Origin of the sequence: Bacillus cereus group sp. MYBK195-1 (assembly GCF_051916605.1) — a bacterium.
GTDB classification, from domain to species: domain Bacteria; phylum Bacillota; class Bacilli; order Bacillales; family Bacillaceae_G; genus Bacillus_A; species Bacillus_A cereus.
The window spans coordinates 1,226,760-1,246,971 of record NZ_JBQAGZ010000001.1 but is presented as its reverse complement, the minus strand read 5'-3'; the positions used below and the strand labels follow the sequence as shown (position 1 = coordinate 1,246,971).

The following is a 20,212-nucleotide window of genomic DNA, read 5'->3' as shown; positions in this document are numbered from 1 at the left end:
TCTAAAGTTGTATTGCCACTTTTAAGGATTCCCTTTTCATTCATTATACATTCGTTTTTGGCGTTTCTTCTTCATCTTGAACACTTAATAAATTTTGCCATTTTTTATACGGAGCGCTATTTGGATCTACATATCCTTTTGCATGCGAGCGATCCCACAATTGTTTAATAAACATTTCTTTCTCTTTCTTTGCCACCATATCGGCACCTGTACCGTAATAGTTCTGGAAATACAACTCGATTTCATCGAGGAATAGTCTTAATAATTCATCTGATGTTTCTTCTAATGTCGGATCATACTTCGCTTCACGGTCATACATTAAAATCATATCTAAAAGATTGTGGACATGTTCTTTTCTAAGCCATCTTACATCTTGGGCTCCTAATACGAACGGATGTGTATATAAATGTCCACCTTGTATCATCGCCTTTTCTTGCTCTTCTTCAAATCGTGACAAGATGTTTTCATAAATAAACGGATTATGAAGCAATGCTCTGTGTAATTTATAACTTTCGCTTGAAATATTTTTCCCCATCGACTGAATTAAAAAGCTACGTCCTACACCGTTATATTGATACACAAATTGTCCATCAACAGCAACTAAACTAATCCAGCGATACATATATGCGTATAGTAATGCACGATTACATTTATCATAATCTAATTTTGTTTGAGTCGCGTTTAAATCTGGCATAAAGGCTGGTAAGTGCCAATACTTATCTAAATGCGGCGTTAAACTAGATTTTTTACTATTTAATTTATTTACACGGCGATAATACGATTGGAAATAGTCACCTTTATCATTCATAAATCCGTTTGAAATATGTCCTGATGATAATTTAGGAAAATCTTGCAGCGATAAGCCGTAATGCGCTCGATAACAGATTACTTCAAATGGCGAAAAGGCTTCATGTACTGTATCTTTTTCTTTAAACATTTCTTGAATTAATTCCTCTTGCAGCTCTTTCTTTAAAGAAGGATGTATACCCCAATATTGTAATTCCCTATGATGAGCAACTTTCGGAACGAATGGACTCGCTAAATGGAACAGGTCTTCAATTTTTTCACGAACGTATTCATCGCGATCACGTTTCTTATAATCTGCTTCTTTTCGCAACGCTTCAATGATATTCAGTTCTAATTTATCACGATAGCGTACTTGCAGTTCGTCATAACAATAGCTCAGTATATGTTCTCGATAGAAATCCTCTACCTTTTTCGACTGAATCTCTTCTGTTTTCGCATCACGACAATATTCCCCGTACAAACTCATATAAATTTCCGCTGATATATCTTTCGGTAGTACACCTAAATTTAAATGTTGCTGCATATCTTGCCATATCTTTTCTTGCAGCTGTTCCTCAGCTAATACATATACATTCGTCGGGTTTGTTTTCCCTTCAAATTCCTTACTGCGCTTTTGGATCTCAAACAGTAAATTTTCACGTGTTTCATGTAAATTATCAAAAAATCTTTCCCAATATTGAATCATTTTATTAACTGCTTGATATAGCGATTGATATACAAGTTCTAATAGCATTTCTTTTCGATATTCATTTAATTTGTGTACATATTGCGTTACGATGTCTTCAAATTCTCTTTTGAATAAACGTTGCTGATTATTAATCATTTTTCCGAACCAGCCTTGTTGTTGAGCAATTTCTACTCGGCGTACAGCCGTTACCGTTCCATCGATATTACCCACATTAAATTTTTTATCGTAGTTTTGAATTACATTACGCTTTTGTTCATTATTTTCATGTAGTCGATTCATTTTTTCCACTAACTGCTTTCGAATTTCATATAACATAAAACGTGCTGCTACTGGGTGAACTGGATCTGTTTTCTTTAAAAACCATGTATTTAATTGATAGGACTGCCCTTCAGAACCACTTGGTGAAAAGCGGTCTGATTCAATCATGTCATATAAAAGTGTCGTTACATGTTCATGTACACGGCTCGGAATTGCATACGCATATAAACGAACCGCATGATCCACTCTTGCCACTTCACCTTTCATTTGTTCCATCATTTTCAGTTTCGCAGCTGAAATTTTACACTCATGTTGCAGACGATTTAATTCCTCATCTTTTTGCACCGTTCGTTGTACATAACTTTCTACAGCTTCTAAAAACAGTTTTGATTTCGCAACTCCGATCTTACCACCCTCTGCTCCTTCACGTGTTTCATTGTACATTTGTCTATAGAAAATATGAGCTTGCTCTGGACGGGTAGCAAGATGCTCCAAGTCCTCTAAATAACTTTTACCTCTCTCCGGCTTTTCACGTTGCATCCCACGTTTTACATCTTGATCGTATCTTTGCTTCTTCTCTTGAAACAGTTGATCTAAATGAAGCCACGATTCATCTAAACCTTGCACCGCCCATTTTAAAGCACAATATTTTAACACATGTTCATATGGATAAATGAGTTTTGCCGTTCCTGCCCCGCAATATCGCCCTTTTCCGCTTGATTCTGCTAATTGCTGAATTTGATTGTCTTCCTGTGCAAAATGACTTGTGGACATCGGGCTAAATAACTGTAAATAAATTGTATTTGCCATCTGTTCCATATAATCTGATAAATTGTGTAAATGGTGTCCATGTAGGTTTTCATAATCGTATAAGAAACAATAATTGTATGGTAAATGATGTTGTTTAATTGTATGATTCGTTCTTCCGTCTTCATCTACTTGATCAGGGCGATACTCTAATTCAATTGTTACACCGCCGCGTTTTGATAATTCTCCAGTAGAACCGAGCGTAATAGCATGTAATTCTTTTAACGATGCATAGCCGTTCGCTTGCACCGTTTCAAACTCTTTCGCACTAACTGTTCTCGTCTTTACTAAAACATCCGGCATTAAAAACGCACCGCGTATTAAAATGTTATGATGCTGCAATTTTTTCCGAAGCATTTCACGTAAATATAATGCAATTTGCAGAAACATCCCCGAACCTGTTCCGCCTGCTAGTGATGTTACTATAATGACACGCACACCATATTCTGTTTGATCACTTGTAACCGGAAAAATTTTCTCAATTTCTTGCCAAAAGGACGTTAATTTATCTTCTTTCATCGCAGCACGTAACGCTAAACGTGAAATGACGCGTAACTGTCCTGCTCCTTCTGTTAATGGTTTATCAAGTATAGTCGGATCCATCGGAAACCACTCTGGGATTGTTGGATCTCCTGCAATATACTCCCTGGGCGTTTTACTAGAACTCGTTTGTGTCTTAAACTTTCGAATATGATCAAATTTACTCAATGTATTCACATCTGTATCAAATACGTGCATTGCTACCTTTTTCCGGCGCTCTTCAGGTAATTTTTCATATATTTGATGCGTCACAGTACTACCGATTCCACCTAAACCAATTAATATTGTTGGAACTTGTAATGTCATGTGAACCACCTTCCTATTCTTGCTTGTTTGAAAAAAGGGAAAGAGAATCCATACTCCATCCCCTTCTTATCCCTACCTACTATTCACATTCGTACTTGTAAATCTCTTTACCATATCCTCTATCAATTAGTAAAAGTTCATTTGGATATAGTGTCTTATGTTCCATTCCTACTTCATCCTCTGTTATAAACATTCCATCAATAATCATTCCAACTACTTGTGATTCTTTCGCTACAAAGACAGATTTCGAACCTTTCTTCGCTATAAACGTAACGGATTGCACTGTTTTTCTTTCTGCTCTAAATGGGATACCAAAATAATGGTTCCACCATTTATTTCGAAGTAATTCTGGTTCAGATTGATATAGCCAATCTTTCGCTACCTCTTGATCCCATTCATAATACAGTAGTGCTTTCCGGTGAAATCTTGGCCGAACAATCCATCCTAAAACAATGATTCCTACTACCAGTAGTAATAAAGTGATAGGAATGACAAACTTAAAAATAAGCGCATATTTTTCATAAAACGGAGCATCTTGAATATGGAATGTTATGTTTTTCTTTACTTCTTGTAATTTTGAATCCTGCATTACGATGGTAGCTTCTACGGTGCCGGTATCTGTAAAATTAAATGTGTCGGAGTAATAGGGACGAGGATAAACATAGATTTGATTTCCATGTTGCTTTATTTCATAATTGATTGATTGTTTAGATGTGACACCAGTAGATTTTAATAGTTTTTTTACAGCTTCTTCTGTCATTGACTTGCCATCTAACTGTGGTTGTAAAACAAATGGTTTACTATTCTCTAAATTTGTCACTTTTTCTTCATAATCTTTTGTAACAGTTTGAAGTGATAATTTCGGTTTCTCAGCTGTTTCAATTTTAAATTCTTTCGTCTGTCTATAAAACCCCTTTATATTCATATGAACTTTCCCGCGTACTAATCCTTTACCAAGCTTCGTTTCGTAATAAAACACATGCCTCTTATCATCCCACTTCATTGCATATTGTTTTCCGTCTATTTCTACTTCTGCCTGAAAGTAAGAAGACTGAACTGGCAACTCCGTAGGCTTTGCTTCAATAACAGCAGTAACACCTTCGTACATTTTCTCTACATTTTTTTGACTACTATCATCTTTGTCATAAGTAGAAACCGTATAATTAAGCGCTGGTTCAACTAGTACTTGTAGTCCTTCTTTCTCAATGTCCTGGTCCACTTCTATCGTATAAGTTCCTGGTTTAATAACTTCCTCATTTTCCGTACTTATATGAACTATATTTCCGAACAATTTTGCTTCTCCTGGTGCATGTATGGAAAAAGAAGATTGCAATTGTAATGGTTTAGAAATTTGTGTGACCTGATAATCGGGCAGAGAAGGCGATTGTCGTACAAGCGTCATACGCTTTAATGGAAACGGTGTTGTAATCTCTACTCTTTTCCCCACTACTTTCGTTTTTACAATCGATTCAACAGAGGAGAATGGATCACGATTTGCAACTAATGCTGCCACTTGATTTACACTTTTTACAATGCCATCTTCTCCGCTTGACGGCATCGTAACACCATTTATCTCTTTCTTCCATATTTCCTTGAACGTATTTAGTTGTTCTTTTTCTTGTTGTCCTAAATCTTCTTCCATCGTAATTAAGACTGGATGTAACGATATCTTTTTTGCATCCATTTCTTTCTTAAACTGGGCTAATTTCTGCAAAATTTGTTCTTTTCCGCCAACCTTATCTTTCTCTAAATCATTAAATGCCCCGTCAGTTAATACAATAAGCCAAAATTCACGTTTTCCATCTATATCTGCTTCCTTTTTTATAGATTGCATCGCCGTTTCTACCGCGCTAAATGGAGTATTTAAATACGTTTTCCACGCTCCAATTCCCTCAATTTCTGTTTGCCTTTTATCCTTCGTTAACGAAATGTTTAATGGATCATTCGGCTTACTCATTGGAACGTAAGAAAATTTATCTTTTTCATCCAATAGCGCAACTAAACTTTGCAAAGCATAATTGGCATATTTCCAGCGATCGTTATTTCTCATGCTGCCCGAATCGTCATATACAAGTGAAACGACCCTTTCCTTTGCCTCCTCTCCTTTTGCAAAAGCTGATAAAGGTAAACATATAAATAGAAACAACATGAACGTGGCACAAATTCGGATTTTCATGATGAGGCTTCGCCACCTTTGTAGACAAATTCCTATGTTTAAATTTATGAGAGGAAACAAGATATATGACTTGTATTTTAGGACAACGAACCCAGCATAATTTTATTATGTAAACAGTTATAAGAACTGAATATTATTCCTTCTAGCGTTTTCTATCCGATACTATAAGTAAAAAAGCCTGTTTAAGCTCCACACTTAAAACAGACTTTTCCTACTTTTTATTTTAAAAACACATAACAAAAAGTTTGATTTTTGACTTAACACATCACTTCTATTGTAAATCCACCAGGTGCTTCAACGTAAAACGTATACGCATGGACATGCTTAGGAGGCTCGACCAAAAATCCATCTTCCTTCAATCTTTGATTTATCTTATCTACTTGTTCTTCACTTTCTTGTGGAAATCCTACGTGAAATGTTCTTGGATACTGAACTTCTTTTCCTTTCATTAAAGTTAGTATAAATCCATCATTATCACGCATAACTGCAAAGCCATTTCCCCTTGTTCCACTACAAATTAGACCAAAATACTTCTCTAAAAACTCTCTAGCTGCTGTTACATCTGTAACTGTTAAATTAAGATGTTTAATTCCCAATCCTTCACCTTCTTTCTCAATTTTCTAACATTTTATCATACAAATAAAAAACACGCCTTCCACAGCGTGTTTCATTGCTTTACATACACTTCAACAATCGGATTCTCTTTATTATCCGCATGCAAGCGTATATTCTCTTCACTTGTATTATAAATACTAGCTAATAACATTATCGTTAACACATTAGGTGTCTTCGCATCACTTCCGTATTTTCTCTCAAGCGCTTCCTTATATTCAAAATCTAAATCCCCCTGCACATATGTATACACTTCAAAACCATCTTCTAAATTGCAAACTACTGTATCAATAATATCTGCCCCTACTTGCTTCTTCATTTCCTCTCGTAACGCTTCAATAAAATCTTCCCACGGTACTTCGTATGTCTGAAACTGATCTGTAGATTTCATGCCTTTTCCTCCTTATATATCCTCTTCTTATATTTCCCCTTTCCTATAACAATTATGATAGATAGGGCATTCGTACAAGCCGCACTTGTCCCCCTTACATATCGTATTACTGTAATGCGGAAGGAGAAAAGAATATGCATAGACAAAAATGTTATGATACATGCCAACGTTATTTCGGAAAAGTTGTTCGGATTGAAGACCGTGATGGCCGTATACATTTAGGTAAAATAATCGATGTGACACAAAACTCTGTATGGATCGAACCGGTGCAACAGCGCTCATCTTTTGATTCAGGGTTCGGATACTACGACGCTTATGCAAACGGTGGTTGTGACCTTTGTGGAGGCCTTAGCAGGTGTGATAGTTGTGGATTCGGATGCGGTGGTGGATTCAGCAGCTGCGGATGTGGCGGTCGTGGTTGTAGTAGTTGTGGTTGCGGCGGCTGGGGAGGCGGCGGTTGTGGCTGGGGTGTTGAACTCGGATTTGGTTTCATCTTCGGAATTACATTAGCTGCATTATTTTTCATTTAACATAGTAAAGAGTTGGCTACCTTTAGCCAACTCTTTTTCTTTATTTTTCACATATAAAAATACGATGCCCTAAAATGTGTTGGTACATAAGCCGTACATTTTCATGCTGTATCCACGCCTCATATAACTCATTCGGAATATGTGAGGATACATTCCATTCTGGCTCTTCTACATAGCCAGAGATTGTTTCTGCAATCGTGCCACCACCAGCAATTGTAATTCTTTTAAAATTTGCTTTCTGAAATAATTGTACCCACTCCTTCTCAGTTAATAGTTCTTTCATGCCATATAATTGGACGATTTTTTCTTCCTCACCCTTATCAATGTGCCTATCAATAATCATTTCAATGACAACAAGCTTACCGTCCTGCTGTAATACACGATAACACTCCGAGATAACCCTTTCTTTGTCTGTAAAAGCGATGATTGATTCTCCAAGTACGAACTCAAATGAGTTATTCAAACACGGTAAATGCTCTACACTTCCTTCAATTAATTGTATATCTAACCCTTCAAACAACCATCTATCTTTTGCCTTTTGAATCATAATTTCATTCTTTTCAACAGTTGTTACTTTATAACCAAATTCCCTTGTCATATATGCCGCTGTTTTTCCCGTACCGCAACCTATTTCAAGGACATTCGCTCCATATTTAAAAGGCAGTTGTGCTAACAATTGTTTTGTTAACGTAAAACCACCAGGATGAGCACTTCCTATTCCGTAATAAGCTAGGAAATCGATGTATGTGTTTCGCTTCATGGGATTCTCCCTTTTTTATTTTATATATTCGAGCACGGAAGAAAAGTGCATAGAAAAAAGGGCGTATTGTACGCCCCTCATCTTACTTATCCTCTGTAATATATGCCCATTTATAGCTGTAGTCTCCACCAACTGGATGGTGAACAATACCTTTTACTTTCTGTCTTTGAACGATAGCATCACCACGTTGATATAATGGTGCAATTGCTGCATCTTCCAATAACATTTTCTCCGCTTTCAGTAAGCTATCCCAACGCTCTTTCGTTTTCGTTAATAGCTCACCTTTACCTTTTTGTACAATTTCATCATATTTAGGATTTGAATATCCTGTTTGGTTATGAGGGCCATTTGTAACGAACATATCAATGAATGTCATTGGATCTAAGTAGTCAGGGCCCCAACCAGCGTAAGATAAATCATAATCTAGATCTGATTCTAATTTTAACTTTTGTTTAAATGGCTGGTTTTTCAAATTCACTGTTAAACCTGGTAAGTTTTTCTCAAGTTCTCCTTTTAAGAATTCTCCTACTTTTTTCGCACCATCACCATCATAGTTTAATAGTTCTACTGTAATTGCATCTTTTCCAAGTTCTTTTTTCGCTTTTTCCCAATGCTCTTTTGCTTTTTTCACATCTGTTTTTAAAATATCTCCATTTTCTTTACGGAAGTCTTTTCCATCTGGGCTCTTAGCAAATTCTTTTGGTACTAAGTAATCTGCCGGTGTAGATCCGTCATTTAAAATAACGTTCGTTAAGCCTTTTTTATCATACGCTTTTGCAATCGCTAAACGTAGATCTTTGCTCTTTAACACTGTATCTTGCCCACCACGTTTTTGGTTTAAGCGTAAGAAGTACGTTGACGGTGTTTTTTGTGTAAAGAAGTCGGGGTTTGATTTATATTTGTCAACAAATTCAGATGTAAGTCCTGAACGATCGATTTGTCCACTTTCATATAAGTTAACACGTGTACCACTATCTTTTACTACGTTAAAGTTGATTTCATCTAACTTCACTGTTTTATTATCCCAATATTGTGCATTTTTCTTTAACTTCCAACCTTCTTCATGTTTCCAGTCTGTCAATGTAAACGGTCCGTTGTATAACGTCGTATCTGATTCTAAACCGTACTTTTCACCTTTTTCTTTTACAAATTTCTCGTTTAATGGATAAAATGTTCCAAATGAAGTTAATTCTACAAAGTAAGGAACTGGATTTTCTAATTCTACTTCTAACGTATAGTCATCTACAGCTTTTACTCCTAACGTATCTAGTTCAGCTTTTCCTTCATTAATCGCTTGTGCATTTTTCAAATCAAACATAATGTATGCATATTCTGCTGCTGTATTTTTATCTACCGCACGTTTCCAAGCAAACACGAAATCTTTCGCTGTTACAGGCTCTCCATTTGACCATTTTGCATTTTTATTTAATGTAAATGTATACTTTTTACCATCATCACTCTTTTTATATGATTCAGCAACTCCTGGTGTTGCTTTATTATCTTTATCAAGTCGATATAAACCTTCCATTACGTTGTTTAAAGCTAGAAACGATACTTGGTCTGTCGCTTTAGCAGAGTCCATAGATGGAATCTCTTGAGACTCTGTTAAATTAAGCACTTGCTTCGCCGCTAGCTTTCCGCCTTCTTTTTCACCACTTTTCGGTGTTGTGCTTGCCTTCTCTTTATCTCCTGATCCAGAGCAAGCTGTTAATGCCATACTCATTACTAAAACTGGTGCTACGACCGCTGTCAATTTTTTCATCTTTTTTCTCTTCATTTTTTGTACCCTCCCCAATTATATGTACGATATTAACATTTAGAATTTCTCTACTAACTTTCGTTATCAGAAAATTCTTATTAATTAATATTCTACTATTTTTTAAAAATTTGTAAAGTATTTTTGTAAATTTTCTAAATGTTTATTTTTTTATTATAGTAACTTGTTGTTTTAACTACTATATGAATTATCCCCGTCTACTTATATGTAAACATCCCTCCCCTTATTCCAATCTATTACTACGTTCTATATTTTTCTTATTAGCATGAGGTCTCTTACTATCATCTGTCTTACTACTTACTGACCTCTCTAAATTCCTCCGATAGAACCTTCCTAATTACCTACCCGATTCTCAATAGGCTAACGAGATTTATTCCCTTATACATACTAAAAAGCATTTCAAAAGCAGCTCAGCCACTTTTGAAATGCTTTCACTTTATTTTTTTCCGCCATCCTCAGTTACATACGCCCACTTAAAGCTATATTCTGGACTGATGTTATGTTTCACAATTCCTTTTACATTCGGTTTCATTACATACGATCTTCCTGTTTGATATAAAGGAACTAACCCTGCATCTTCTTCAAGGAATAATTTTTCAGCTTTCCCTAACGTTTCCCAGCGTTTTTTCGCATCACTCATTAATTCATTACCTGCTTTTCCTACCATTTCATCGTATTTTGGATTTGAATAACTCATTTGGTTGTACGGGCTCTTCGATTCAAACATATCAATAAATGTCATTGGATCCGCATAGTCTGGACTCCAACCTGCATAAGAAATTTCATAATCTTGCGCAGTTTCTAATTTTAATTTTTGTTTGAACGGCTGAATTTTCGTATTAATCGTTACACCTTTTAAATTTTTCTCAATTTGATCTTTTACATAGTCAGCAATCTTTTTCGCAGTTCCATCATCATAGCTTAGCAATTCAATTGTAACTTGATCTTTTCCAAGTTCTTTTTTCGCTTCTTCCCACGCTGCTGCTCCTTTTTTCGGATTATATTTCAGACCATTTTTAAATGTATCTTGATAATCTTTACCATCTGGCCCTGTCGCAAGTCCTTTTGGAACCAATTGATCTGTTGCTTTTGAACCATTATTTAAAATTACATTTGCCAATCCTTTTTTATCAACTGATAATGCAATTGCTTCACGAAGTTTTTTGCTCTTTAAAGGCGTATCTTGTCCGTTACGTTTTTGATTTAAACGTAAGAAGAATGTACTTGATTCCGCATACTCACCATATTCTTCTTTGTTCGATTTATATTTATCTACAAACTCTCCTGATAGTAATGTAAAATCAATTGATCCTGTATCATATAAGTTTACTTTCGTTGCAACCTCTTTTACTACACTATAGTTAATTTCTTCTAATTTCACAGTCTTTTTATCCCAGTACTTATCATTTTTCTTCAGCTGCCAACCTTGTTCATGTTTCCATGAAGACATAACGAATGGACCATTATACACAGTTGTATCTGCTTCTAAACCGTACTTATCACCTTTTTCTTTTACGAATTTTTCATTTAATGGATAGTATGATGGGAATGCTAATAAATTTAAGAAATACGGTACCGGTTTTTCTAATTCTACTTCTAGCGTGTAATCATCTACCGCCTTCGCCCCTAATTCAGTTACAGGTTTTTCTCCTTTATTAATTGCTTCTGCATTTTTAATATAGTAAGCAATAAATGCATATTCTGCCGCAGTATTCTTATCGAGTAAGCGCTTCCATGCAAAAACGAAATCTTTCGCTGTTACAGGATCACCATTTGACCATTTTGCATCTTTTCGCAGTTTAAACGTATACTTTTTACCATCTTCACTTTTCGTACTAGACTCTGCCGCAGCAGGAATTGGCTTATTATCTTTATCAAGGCGATATAGGCCTTCCATCGTGTTCCCTAAAATTTGCGAACCTAATGTATCAGTAGATTTAGAAGTATCCATCGTCGGAATTTCTTGGTTTTCCGTACGATTTAATACTTGTTTCGCTGCATATTTAATATCAGATTTTTTTTCTTCCCCACTATTTGATGTAGTAGTCGTTTTCTTTTCCCCACCTGACCCAGAACATGCTGTCAATGCAACACTCATCGCTAAAACTGGTACTACAACTGCCGTTAACTTTTTCATCTTTTTTCTCTTCATTTTTGTACCCTCCCTAATTATATGTACATTACCAACCCTTGAGAGACCCCTTACTAAAGATTATTTTTTCAGAAAATTACAACTAATGTTATTCTACTCTTTTTTTCGTATTTGTAAATAGTTTAATTTTAAATATTCTGATTTTTTTAATTTAGTAGGATTTATCCCCCATCTACTATATGTATATACTATACACCTTATTCGCCTCTATTTAACCACACTAAAAATTAGTATTTTAAGCTCACAAAAAAAGCATTTAAAAGTAGCTAAGCCACTTTTAAATGCTTTTTCAACTCTATTATTTTTCAGTTACATATGCCCACTTAAAGCTAAATTCTGGACTGATATTATGTTTTACTACACCTTTTACATTTGGTTGTAAAACATAAGAATCTCCACGTTGATATAAAGGTACAATCGCTACATCTTCTTCAAGTAATGTTTTTTCAGCTTTTCCTAACTCTTCCCAACGTTTCTTTGCATCGCTCATTAATTCCGTTCCAGCTTTTTTCACCATGCCGTCATATTTAGGATCAGAGAAGCTCATTTGGTTATGAGAATGTCCAGTCTCAAACATATCTAAGAACGTCATTGGATCTGCATAATCCGGATTCCATCCGCCATACGAAATATCATATTGTTGTTCAGTTTCTAATTTTAGTTTTTGCTTAAATGGCTGAAGTTTAATGTTAACTGTTACACCTTTTAAGTTCTTCTCAATTTGGTCCTTAATATATTCTCCAACTTTTTTCGCATTACCAGTATCATAGTTTAAGAATTCAATTGTAACTTGGTCTTTACCTAGCTCTTTTTTCGCTTCTTCCCAAGCTGCAGCAGCTTTTTTAGCATTTGGTTTTAAACCATTTTTAAACGTTTCTTGGAAGTCTTTACCGTCTGGTCCAGTTGCTAAACCTTTTGGTACTAAGAAGTCAGCTTCTTTTGATCCATCATTTAAAATTACGTTTGCTAAATTCTTTTTATCAACTGATAGTGCAATTGCTTCACGTAACTTTTTACTCTTTAATGGTGTATCTTGTCCATCACGTTTTTGGTTCATACGAATGAAATACGTACTCACTTGTGAATATGTTCCGAATTCATCTTTCTTATTTCTGTATTTATCTACGAACTCTCCAGTTAATAAAGCAAAGTCAACTTGACCGCTATCATATAAATTGATAAGAGTTGCTGGTTCTTTAACAACACTGAAGTTAACTTCTTCAAGTTTTACAGTCTTTTTATCCCAATATTGATCATTTTTCTTTAATTGCCATCCTTGTTCATGCTTCCAATCTTTAAGAACGAACGGTCCATTATAAACTGTTGTATCAGACTCTATACCGAACTTCTCGCCCTTTTCTTTAACGAACTTTTCGTTTAATGGATAATATGATGGGAATGCTACTAAGTTTAAGAAGTACGGTACTGCTTGCTCTAACTCAACTTCAAGCGTAAGATCATCTACTGCTTTTACTCCTAATTCAGTTACAGGTTTTTCTCCTTTATTTACTACTTCTGCATTTTTAATCGGGAATGCGATAAATGCATACTCAGCAGCTGTTTTTGGATCTAATAGACGTTGCCAAGCATATACGAAATCTTTCGCCGTTACTGGATCTCCATTTGACCATTTTGCATCTTTACGTAGTTTAAATGTATATTTTTTACCATCTTCACTTTTCGTGCTAGATTCTGCTGCAGCTGGAATAGGCTTATTATCTTTATCAAGACGATATAATCCTTCCATCGTATTCCCTAGCATTTGTGAAGATACTGTATCTGTTGATTTAGAAGAATCCATCGTTGGAATCTCTTGGTTTACTGTTCGATTCAACACTTGTTTTGCCGCTAATTTTCCCTCTGACTTGCTATCTCCACTTGAGTTTGTGCTTGTCTTTTTATCTCCGCCTGATGTAGAACATGCTGTTAGTGCCATGCTCATTGCTAAAACCGGTACTACAACTGCTGTTAGTTTTTTCATTTGTTTCTTTTTCATTTTGTACCCTCCCTAATTCTTAACGATAGCTATTAAAGAATTTTCTGATAATTCTGTTTTTCTCTATATATTTATCAGACGATTCTTACTAATTCTTATTCTACTAATTTTTTAATTTTTGTAAAGTATTATTATTGAAAATTTTTAAAAAATTATTTTTTTACAGTAATATTCATAAAAATTCCATATGTTGTTCAAACCTTATTTTGCATTCATACACATTCGTTGTTTTAATCACTTCGATCTCATTTACCGCTTGAATACTTGTTAATTATTGCTAATAAATAATGCATATATCTAAAAACATCTTTTCTACAAAAATAAAAAAGTCAGCAAAGCTGACTTTTTACCTGGCCATTTTTTCTCGTTTCATTTCCTCTACTACTCTCGTATACTTCTCATCATCAAATTCATTTTCACTTTTTGCAACAACTACAGTTGCAATACCGTTACCAATTAAATTAACGATAGCACGTGCTTCTGACATGAAACGATCTACACCAAGTAATAACGCTAAACCTTCTAATGGGATAACATTCATTGCAGATAGAGTAGATGCTAGTACAATGAATCCCCCGCCGGTTACTGCTGCTGCTCCTTTAGATGTAACTAATAAAATAGCTATTATTGTTAATTGTTGACCTAGTGAAAGATCGACGTGGAAAACTTGTGCTAAAAATATAGTAGCCATCGATAAATAAATTGTTGTTCCATCTAAGTTAAAAGAATAGCCTGTTGGAATGACTAAACCTACTACCGGTTTCGAACACCCGAAGTCTTCCATCTTTGTCATCATTCGCGGCAGTACTGATTCTGACGATGATGTCCCGAGAACAATAAGTAATTCTTCTTTAATATGCGCTAAATATTTCCACAAACTAAATTTATACAGTTTACAAATAAAATTTAAAACAATAAAAACAAATAATGCCATTGTCGCATATACACAAATCATTAATTTGCCAAGTGGTATGAGCGTGCTTAAACCATACTTCCCAATTGTAAATGCCATCCCACCGAATGCTCCAACCGGTGCTAATTTCATTACAATTGATAAAATGTTAAAAAATACTTTCGATAATCTTTCAAAAAAATCAATAACCGGTTGTCCATTTTTCCCTAACATCGTTAATCCTGCGCCGAATAAAATGGAGAAGAATAACACTTGTAAAATATCACCTTTTGCAAATGCTTCAAACATGTTAGACGGCACAATATGTAAAAAGAAATCCATCCATTTCATTTCTTGCCCGCTTTGTACATATTGTGAAACATCTCCGCCTTTTAGTTTTGAGGGATCTAATCCATCTCCGGGACGCACAACATTTGCTACGATGATACCAATAATTAAAGCAGCTGTTGTAACAATTTCAAAATATAGTAGTGCCTTCCCACCAACACGGCCTACCTTTTTCATACTTCCCATACTTGCAATACCGAGTACAATTGTTAAAAAGATAATCGGTGCAATAACCATTTTAATCATATTGATGAATGTTTCACCAATTGGCTTCATTTGTTGTCCAACACTCGGCCAAATTGCCCCTACTGCAATACCACAAATAATGGCCACAATAACTTGGAATGTTAAATTCTTTGCAATTCTCATTTTTGCTACTCCCCTGTATTTTCATTTCTCCCAAACTATTTTAAGCAATAACATTTATTCTATATGGTAGCCCCCTTGCTACTTAACTTGAACCCTACCATTATGTTACACTATTAACTAAAATTTTAAAATAGTATATAACATTAAAAACTAAATGTCATACCATTAGACAAAAATAAAAAAGCAGACATTTCGTCTGCTTTAATTCTCCTCAATTTGCTTTTCACTTAATCCTAGATGTGTTCTAAGAGTATTACTCAAACTCTGTAGATCTTTTTTATTAGGATTATAATAATATACACGTTGCCCGTTTGGGCCATTAGGTAAGTATAAATCATCACCAGCTAATTGTATTTTTTCAACTGAACCGTTTAAACCGTATTTATAAAAAGATAAAATATCATCCATTACTAAATTTGTTTTAAAATCACCATCAACCGCCTCAACTATTTTTTCTAACTTCGCAATCGATCCTACACTTTTTAATTTACTTAAAATCGCTTCAATAACAAGTTGTTGGCGTTGTCCTCTCATTGCATCACTATCAATATGGCGCGTTCTTGCTAGTGCAAGTGCTTCTTCCCCATTTAATTTTTGTAATCCTTTTTTCAAATGAATCGCTTCAGGTTCATCTTTACTATTTTGCTCCGTAAATTCAACTGGGACATCCACTTCAATACCATCTAACCCATCAACAATTTTAGTAAAGGAACCAAAATTAAATTTCACAAAATAATCAACAGGCACCTGTAACAATTTTTCTACCGCTTCCACAGAAGCTTGCGGTCCTCCATCTTTACCATTTTTAACGAAACCACTTCCATATGCATGGGTTATTTTATCTTTTTTCTTTTCAACTGGAACATATGTATATGTATCACGCGGTATACTCGTTAATTTCACTGTTTTATCATCTTTATTAAAAGTCGCTAACAATAATGCGTCTGTATGAAATGCACCATTATATTCCTTTTGTCGTTCTTGATTTTCATCAATTCCCATAATTAAAAGTGAAACATGATTTGCAATTGGCTTTACAGATTTCTCACGTAAATTGGATTTTTCGCCTCGTGCTAAATTCAAATTAGATTTTTGTACGAGACTAGAAGTTTTCATATATACATAGGCTCCATAGCCAATTCCACCAAATAGTAATACCGCCAGTAGTAAACTTATTATCTTTTTCTTTTTATATTTTTGCTTATTTTTCTCTTCTCTTAAAGATGAATGATTCCCCATTTACTCTCCTCCTGTTTCTATTCACCCAATATGTTTTTCATTTTTTCATATTTAGCGCTATCCTTTTGAAACATACTTTCTTTCAATCCCTTATCTATTTGTATCCATTCAGTCGTAACTGAATATTGAATCAAGCCTTCTTGAAAACTAAGAAATTTCAACATAATCCCTGTATTTTTCTCCACAACCATTTCGAATTTCCCTCTTAAATCTTCAGAGGTGCTAACAGGCATCTCTATGTTGATAACTCCTTCAATTTTGTAACAATCTAATCCAAGATATTTCGTTTCTTTATAATTCCAATCTTTATATCGAATTAACAAATCTGCGAATTCTGATTGAATACTATATTTAGCTAGCCCTACATATTCATCATCATATCTCTTTTTCTCATCTGATTTTCTCACTAACCTTTCCGTAGGATTTAATTTTAATAGTTCATTGTTTCTTTCTTTTGGGTTCCATTTTGTCTCTTTATAGGTATACTTCTCATCATCAAACTCTTTTTTCTTGCCCTCGTTATATATAATTGTTCGTTTTTTCGCTAGTTTATCTTCTTTCGAAGAGATACCTCTTTGTTTCTCCGTATCAATCGCATACTTATATGTTGTAGCAATTCTTGATGAGCTAGAATATTCCTCAAATTGTCCTGAAATATTTTTAAAATAATCAATAGAATCTAGCATTTTTTGATGAATCTTTTCTTTATCTGGATAATGTACATTCGATTTTATTTCTTCTTCATTTTCATAATCAGAAAACGCTTTTTTCTTTACATATTCAAATACTCCACCATTTTGCGCAAAACTTTGTATAGAAAACTCAGACATAGATACCACTGAAAGTATACAAACCGCTGCACTAATTATCATCATATGAATTTTGTAACTCTTCTTTTTTACCTTAAGATTATGTAGCGTACCATTAATCTTTTCATTTAACTCTGGAGGTACTATAACATTTTCATCTTTTATTCTCTTTTTTAATTTCTCATCAAATAATTTTTCATTATCCATCCTTTACACCCCCTATTCCATCTTTAATCGTTTTTGTAGTTGTTCCCTCGCGCGTGACAATCTTGATTTCACTGTTCCTTTCGGTATTTCTAACAGCTTTGCTATACTCTCTTGATTCATGTCTTCATAGTAATAAAGCACCGTAACAGCTCTTAATTCTTCATGTAACGATTGAATCGCATTACACAAATCTATATCTTCATACTGATCACACGCACTCATATTGTAATCATTCTCTTCTGTCACAATTACATTTTTATACGCTCTAATAATATTGTTACACTCATTTATTAGTATTCGAATTAACCAAGTTTGAAAAAATTCTTCTTTTTTTAATTTTTTTATATTTTCATAGGCTTTTAAAATTGTTGTCTGTATCGCATCCTCTATATTTGTCTCATCACGTAACATCGCCTTTGCTATTCGATACATCTTCACTTTTTCTGTATGTATAAGCGCTATAAAGGCTTCATGATCACCTTTTTTCGCTAAAGAAACATCCGTTTCTTCTTTTATAATCATTTTATATAAAGGGATTACTTTCACAATCGCTCCTCCTGTTTCATCCTCACTTCATCACTTCCAATTTAACTTTACATATATTAGACGTATGAACCTAGAAAAAGGTTCACTTTTTTGAATATTTTTTTAATTGAAAAGATAAATATCCTTTATAAGGATGCAATAAACATACTAGTTTAAATTTACAAATAAAAAAAGCCCACTTTCTCAGTGGACTTTCTACTCTATAACGGTAAATCCCTCTTCCTAAATACTACAATCGCTACGATAAAAATACAAAGCGCTACAGCAGTTAAACTTATACTTACCGGCCATATATTATATGATCCTTCAGCAATTTCTTTCGGACGAAACAGCGTGAATAATGATAGGTTTTTCATCCATTCTAACTTATCACTTAACTTCCCTACCATATCCAATACGAAAAATAAGATAGTTAAACTCGCTGAATAACTTAGTGCTTTTCTTTCGTCATTACATATACAAGAAAAGAAAAATGAATAGGCACTAACGACTAAAAATATGAGTCCTCCGACTACATTTATCTTCAAAAATAATTCTTTATTTAAGTTATTATCCTCTAAAAACCATTCAGCACCTACTATACCCGCTACATACGTAACCGCTACAATAATCAGTAGTCCTAATATAAGAATAGCCGCTTGCGTAATTGCGATTCGTACTCTAGATACAGGCGTTGCTAGCAAGTATGCCATTGCTCCTTTATCTACATGACGAGCAATTAAATGTGTCGCAACTGTTACGCAAAAAATTGTTAAAATGATAATAAACAATAGACTATAGTATTCGCCCGCTAGAAAATCCATTACGTTTTGAATCGGACTTTCCATACCAACGATTTTTTTCACACTATCAGGCATGGCACCTATTAATTCATTTAGCCCTTTTGCTGATACCATTGACGGGAATATCCAAATTAATAACCACAGATATAAAGCTGCACCAGACGCATAACTCAAAATACTTTTTTGTGTTTCTTTCAAACTAGCTAAAAATAATTGCTTATTCATGCGTTATTCCTTCTTTCTTATCGTAATAATGCATAAATAAATGTTCTAAATCCATCGCTCTCGTTTGAAGTGCCGTTACATTGTAGTTTGAAAGTGTTTGTAAAACAGTTTGATAGTTTCCTTGTACAATGATAGATGCCTCTCTGCCTTTTACCGCTTCAAATTGCAAATTACACTTTGTAAGAGACTCAATCTCTTCTTGTGATGATACTGTTACATCTATCACCTGTCTTCTCATACTTTGTAAATCGTGAATATTTTCAACCGTTACGAGTCGACCATCTTTAATAATAGCTACTCTGTCACAAGTTCTCTCAATTTCAGTGAAAATATGCGAAGACATAAGAATTGTTTTTCCTCTTTGCTTTTCCTCTAATATTAAATCTATAAACACTTGCTGCATAAGTGGATCAAGTCCAGATGTTGGCTCATCTAAAATTAACACCTCTGGATCGTGCATAAATGCAGCGACTATCCCTACTTTTTGCTTCATTCCTTTAGACATTTTGCGAATCTGTGTTTTCACATCAAATTGCAGACGCTCTATTAGTTCATCTCGTCTTTTTGTATCCTTTAATCCACGCATTCCTTGCATTAATTTTAAAAACTCTAATCCGTTCATTCCTTCAATAAAAGAAATTTCACCCGGTAGATAACCAACTTCCCTTTGAATTTTCGCTGCTTCATTCCAACAATCTAATCCAAAAATTGTCGCTTTACCAGCTGTCGGTTTTATAAATCCCATTAAATTACGAATCGTCGTTGATTTTCCAGCACCATTTGGGCCTAAATAACCAAATACTTCTCCCTTTTTTACATCAAATGTAATATGAAACAAACCTTTTCCATTCGAAAACTGTTTTGTGACATCTTGAACTGAAATCATAATTCCACCTCATTTTTTGAAATATTTAATATGTGATATTTCAAAATTATTGTACTCCTCATCTTCCATATTCGCAACAACTTTTTGAAATATTTATTAGTTCATATTT

At 34.4% G+C, this 20,212-nt stretch carries 15 protein-coding genes; 1 reads left to right on the top strand and 14 read right to left on the bottom strand.

Annotated features, from left to right (window positions below; all coding sequences use genetic code 11):
* Positions 1-43 precede the first annotated feature (43 nt).
* The 4 genes from ACTFRY_RS06640 to ACTFRY_RS06625 all read right to left on the bottom strand — a co-directional run bounded on the left by ACTFRY_RS06640 (position 44) and on the right by ACTFRY_RS06625 (position 6,585).
* The gene (locus ACTFRY_RS06640; protein WP_086391346.1) at positions 44-3,406 is read right to left on the bottom strand and encodes a tubulin-like doman-containing protein; all 3,363 of its coding nucleotides are present in this window, start codon (positions 3,404-3,406) and stop codon (positions 44-46) included.
* Between the two features lie 79 nt (positions 3,407-3,485).
* Positions 3,486-5,582 carry a vWA domain-containing protein gene (locus ACTFRY_RS06635; RefSeq protein ID WP_000702059.1) on the bottom strand — a complete coding sequence of 699 codons (2,097 nt, stop codon included), beginning with the start codon at positions 5,580-5,582 and terminating at the stop codon, positions 3,486-3,488.
* A 257-nt stretch (positions 5,583-5,839) separates the two neighbouring features.
* Positions 5,840-6,178 (bottom strand): VOC family protein, encoded by a 339-nt coding sequence (locus ACTFRY_RS06630; RefSeq protein WP_000511521.1) that lies wholly within the window; start codon positions 6,176-6,178, stop codon positions 5,840-5,842.
* 71 nt (positions 6,179-6,249) lie between these two features.
* Complete coding sequence (locus tag ACTFRY_RS06625) at positions 6,250-6,585, bottom strand: hypothetical protein (protein ID WP_000842885.1); 336 nt, start codon at positions 6,583-6,585, stop codon at positions 6,250-6,252.
* A gap of 134 nt (positions 6,586-6,719) precedes the next feature.
* Here ACTFRY_RS06625 and ACTFRY_RS06620 point away from each other — a divergent pair, with 134 nt between their 5' ends.
* Positions 6,720-7,115 carry a hypothetical protein gene (locus ACTFRY_RS06620; RefSeq protein WP_000554977.1) on the top strand — a complete coding sequence of 132 codons (396 nt, stop codon included), beginning with the start codon at positions 6,720-6,722 and terminating at the stop codon, positions 7,113-7,115.
* Positions 7,116-7,155: 40 nt separating this feature from the next.
* Here ACTFRY_RS06620 and ACTFRY_RS06615 read toward each other — a convergent pair whose 3' ends face one another.
* The 10 genes from ACTFRY_RS06615 to ACTFRY_RS06570 form a co-directional block, all read right to left on the bottom strand.
* A complete protein-coding gene (locus tag ACTFRY_RS06615) occupies positions 7,156-7,875 on the bottom strand; it encodes a class I SAM-dependent methyltransferase (RefSeq protein WP_000828253.1) in 720 nt (239 codons plus the stop codon).
* A gap of 82 nt (positions 7,876-7,957) precedes the next feature.
* A complete protein-coding gene (locus tag ACTFRY_RS06610; protein ID WP_000823447.1) occupies positions 7,958-9,652 on the bottom strand; it encodes a peptide ABC transporter substrate-binding protein in 1,695 nt (564 codons plus the stop codon).
* 436 nt (positions 9,653-10,088) lie between these two features.
* Positions 10,089-11,804: a peptide ABC transporter substrate-binding protein gene (locus tag ACTFRY_RS06605; protein WP_000823472.1), complete on the bottom strand. Its 1,716-nt coding sequence runs from the start codon at positions 11,802-11,804 to the stop codon at positions 10,089-10,091.
* A 298-nt stretch (positions 11,805-12,102) separates the two neighbouring features.
* On the bottom strand, positions 12,103-13,800 hold the full coding sequence (locus ACTFRY_RS06600; RefSeq protein WP_086391345.1) for a peptide ABC transporter substrate-binding protein: 1,698 nt from the start codon (positions 13,798-13,800) through the stop codon (positions 12,103-12,105).
* Between the two features lie 346 nt (positions 13,801-14,146).
* The gene (locus tag ACTFRY_RS06595) at positions 14,147-15,409 is read right to left on the bottom strand and encodes a dicarboxylate/amino acid:cation symporter (RefSeq protein ID WP_001216971.1); all 1,263 of its coding nucleotides are present in this window, start codon (positions 15,407-15,409) and stop codon (positions 14,147-14,149) included.
* A gap of 201 nt (positions 15,410-15,610) precedes the next feature.
* The gene (locus ACTFRY_RS06590) at positions 15,611-16,648 is read right to left on the bottom strand and encodes an LCP family protein (RefSeq protein WP_016118453.1); all 1,038 of its coding nucleotides are present in this window, start codon (positions 16,646-16,648) and stop codon (positions 15,611-15,613) included.
* 17 nt (positions 16,649-16,665) lie between these two features.
* Positions 16,666-17,664, bottom strand: a complete 999-nt coding sequence (locus ACTFRY_RS06585) for an anti-sigma factor (RefSeq protein ID WP_098617163.1) — start codon at positions 17,662-17,664, stop codon at positions 16,666-16,668.
* Positions 17,665-17,676: 12 nt separating this feature from the next.
* On the bottom strand, positions 17,677-18,210 hold the full coding sequence (locus ACTFRY_RS06580; RefSeq protein ID WP_000864723.1) for an RNA polymerase sigma factor: 534 nt from the start codon (positions 18,208-18,210) through the stop codon (positions 17,677-17,679).
* 200 nt (positions 18,211-18,410) lie between these two features.
* On the bottom strand, positions 18,411-19,217 hold the full coding sequence (locus tag ACTFRY_RS06575) for an ABC transporter permease subunit (RefSeq protein WP_001041436.1): 807 nt from the start codon (positions 19,215-19,217) through the stop codon (positions 18,411-18,413).
* Positions 19,210-20,103, bottom strand: a complete 894-nt coding sequence (locus tag ACTFRY_RS06570; protein WP_000626582.1) for an ABC transporter ATP-binding protein — start codon at positions 20,101-20,103, stop codon at positions 19,210-19,212. Before ACTFRY_RS06570 ends, ACTFRY_RS06575 begins: the two co-directional genes overlap by 8 nt.
* Between the last annotated feature and the right edge of the window lie 109 nt (positions 20,104-20,212).

Excerpts from the sequence above, each read along its gene's own strand:
- ACTFRY_RS06605 (WP_000823472.1), bottom strand. The coding sequence starts at position 11,804 with ATGAAGAGAAAAAAGATGAAAAAGTTAACGGCAGTTGTAGTACCAGTT.
- ACTFRY_RS06640 (WP_086391346.1), bottom strand. The coding sequence starts at position 3,406 with ATGACATTACAAGTTCCAACAATATTAATTGGTTTAGGTGGAATCGGT.
- ACTFRY_RS06575 (WP_001041436.1), bottom strand. The coding sequence starts at position 19,217 with ATGAATAAGCAATTATTTTTAGCTAGTTTGAAAGAAACACAAAAAAGT.
- ACTFRY_RS06620 (WP_000554977.1), top strand. The coding sequence starts at position 6,720 with ATGCATAGACAAAAATGTTATGATACATGCCAACGTTATTTCGGAAAA.
- ACTFRY_RS06585 (WP_098617163.1), bottom strand. The coding sequence starts at position 17,664 with ATGGATAATGAAAAATTATTTGATGAGAAATTAAAAAAGAGAATAAAA.
- ACTFRY_RS06590 (WP_016118453.1), bottom strand. The coding sequence starts at position 16,648 with ATGGGGAATCATTCATCTTTAAGAGAAGAGAAAAATAAGCAAAAATAT.
- ACTFRY_RS06625 (WP_000842885.1), bottom strand. The coding sequence starts at position 6,585 with ATGAAATCTACAGATCAGTTTCAGACATACGAAGTACCGTGGGAAGAT.
- ACTFRY_RS06615 (WP_000828253.1), bottom strand. The coding sequence starts at position 7,875 with ATGAAGCGAAACACATACATCGATTTCCTAGCTTATTACGGAATAGGA.
- ACTFRY_RS06595 (WP_001216971.1), bottom strand. The coding sequence starts at position 15,409 with ATGAGAATTGCAAAGAATTTAACATTCCAAGTTATTGTGGCCATTATT.
- ACTFRY_RS06600 (WP_086391345.1), bottom strand. The coding sequence starts at position 13,800 with ATGAAAAAGAAACAAATGAAAAAACTAACAGCAGTTGTAGTACCGGTT.
- ACTFRY_RS06610 (WP_000823447.1), bottom strand. The coding sequence starts at position 9,652 with ATGAAGAGAAAAAAGATGAAAAAATTGACAGCGGTCGTAGCACCAGTT.
- ACTFRY_RS06570 (WP_000626582.1), bottom strand. The coding sequence starts at position 20,103 with ATGATTTCAGTTCAAGATGTCACAAAACAGTTTTCGAATGGAAAAGGT.
- ACTFRY_RS06635 (WP_000702059.1), bottom strand. The coding sequence starts at position 5,582 with ATGAAAATCCGAATTTGTGCCACGTTCATGTTGTTTCTATTTATATGT.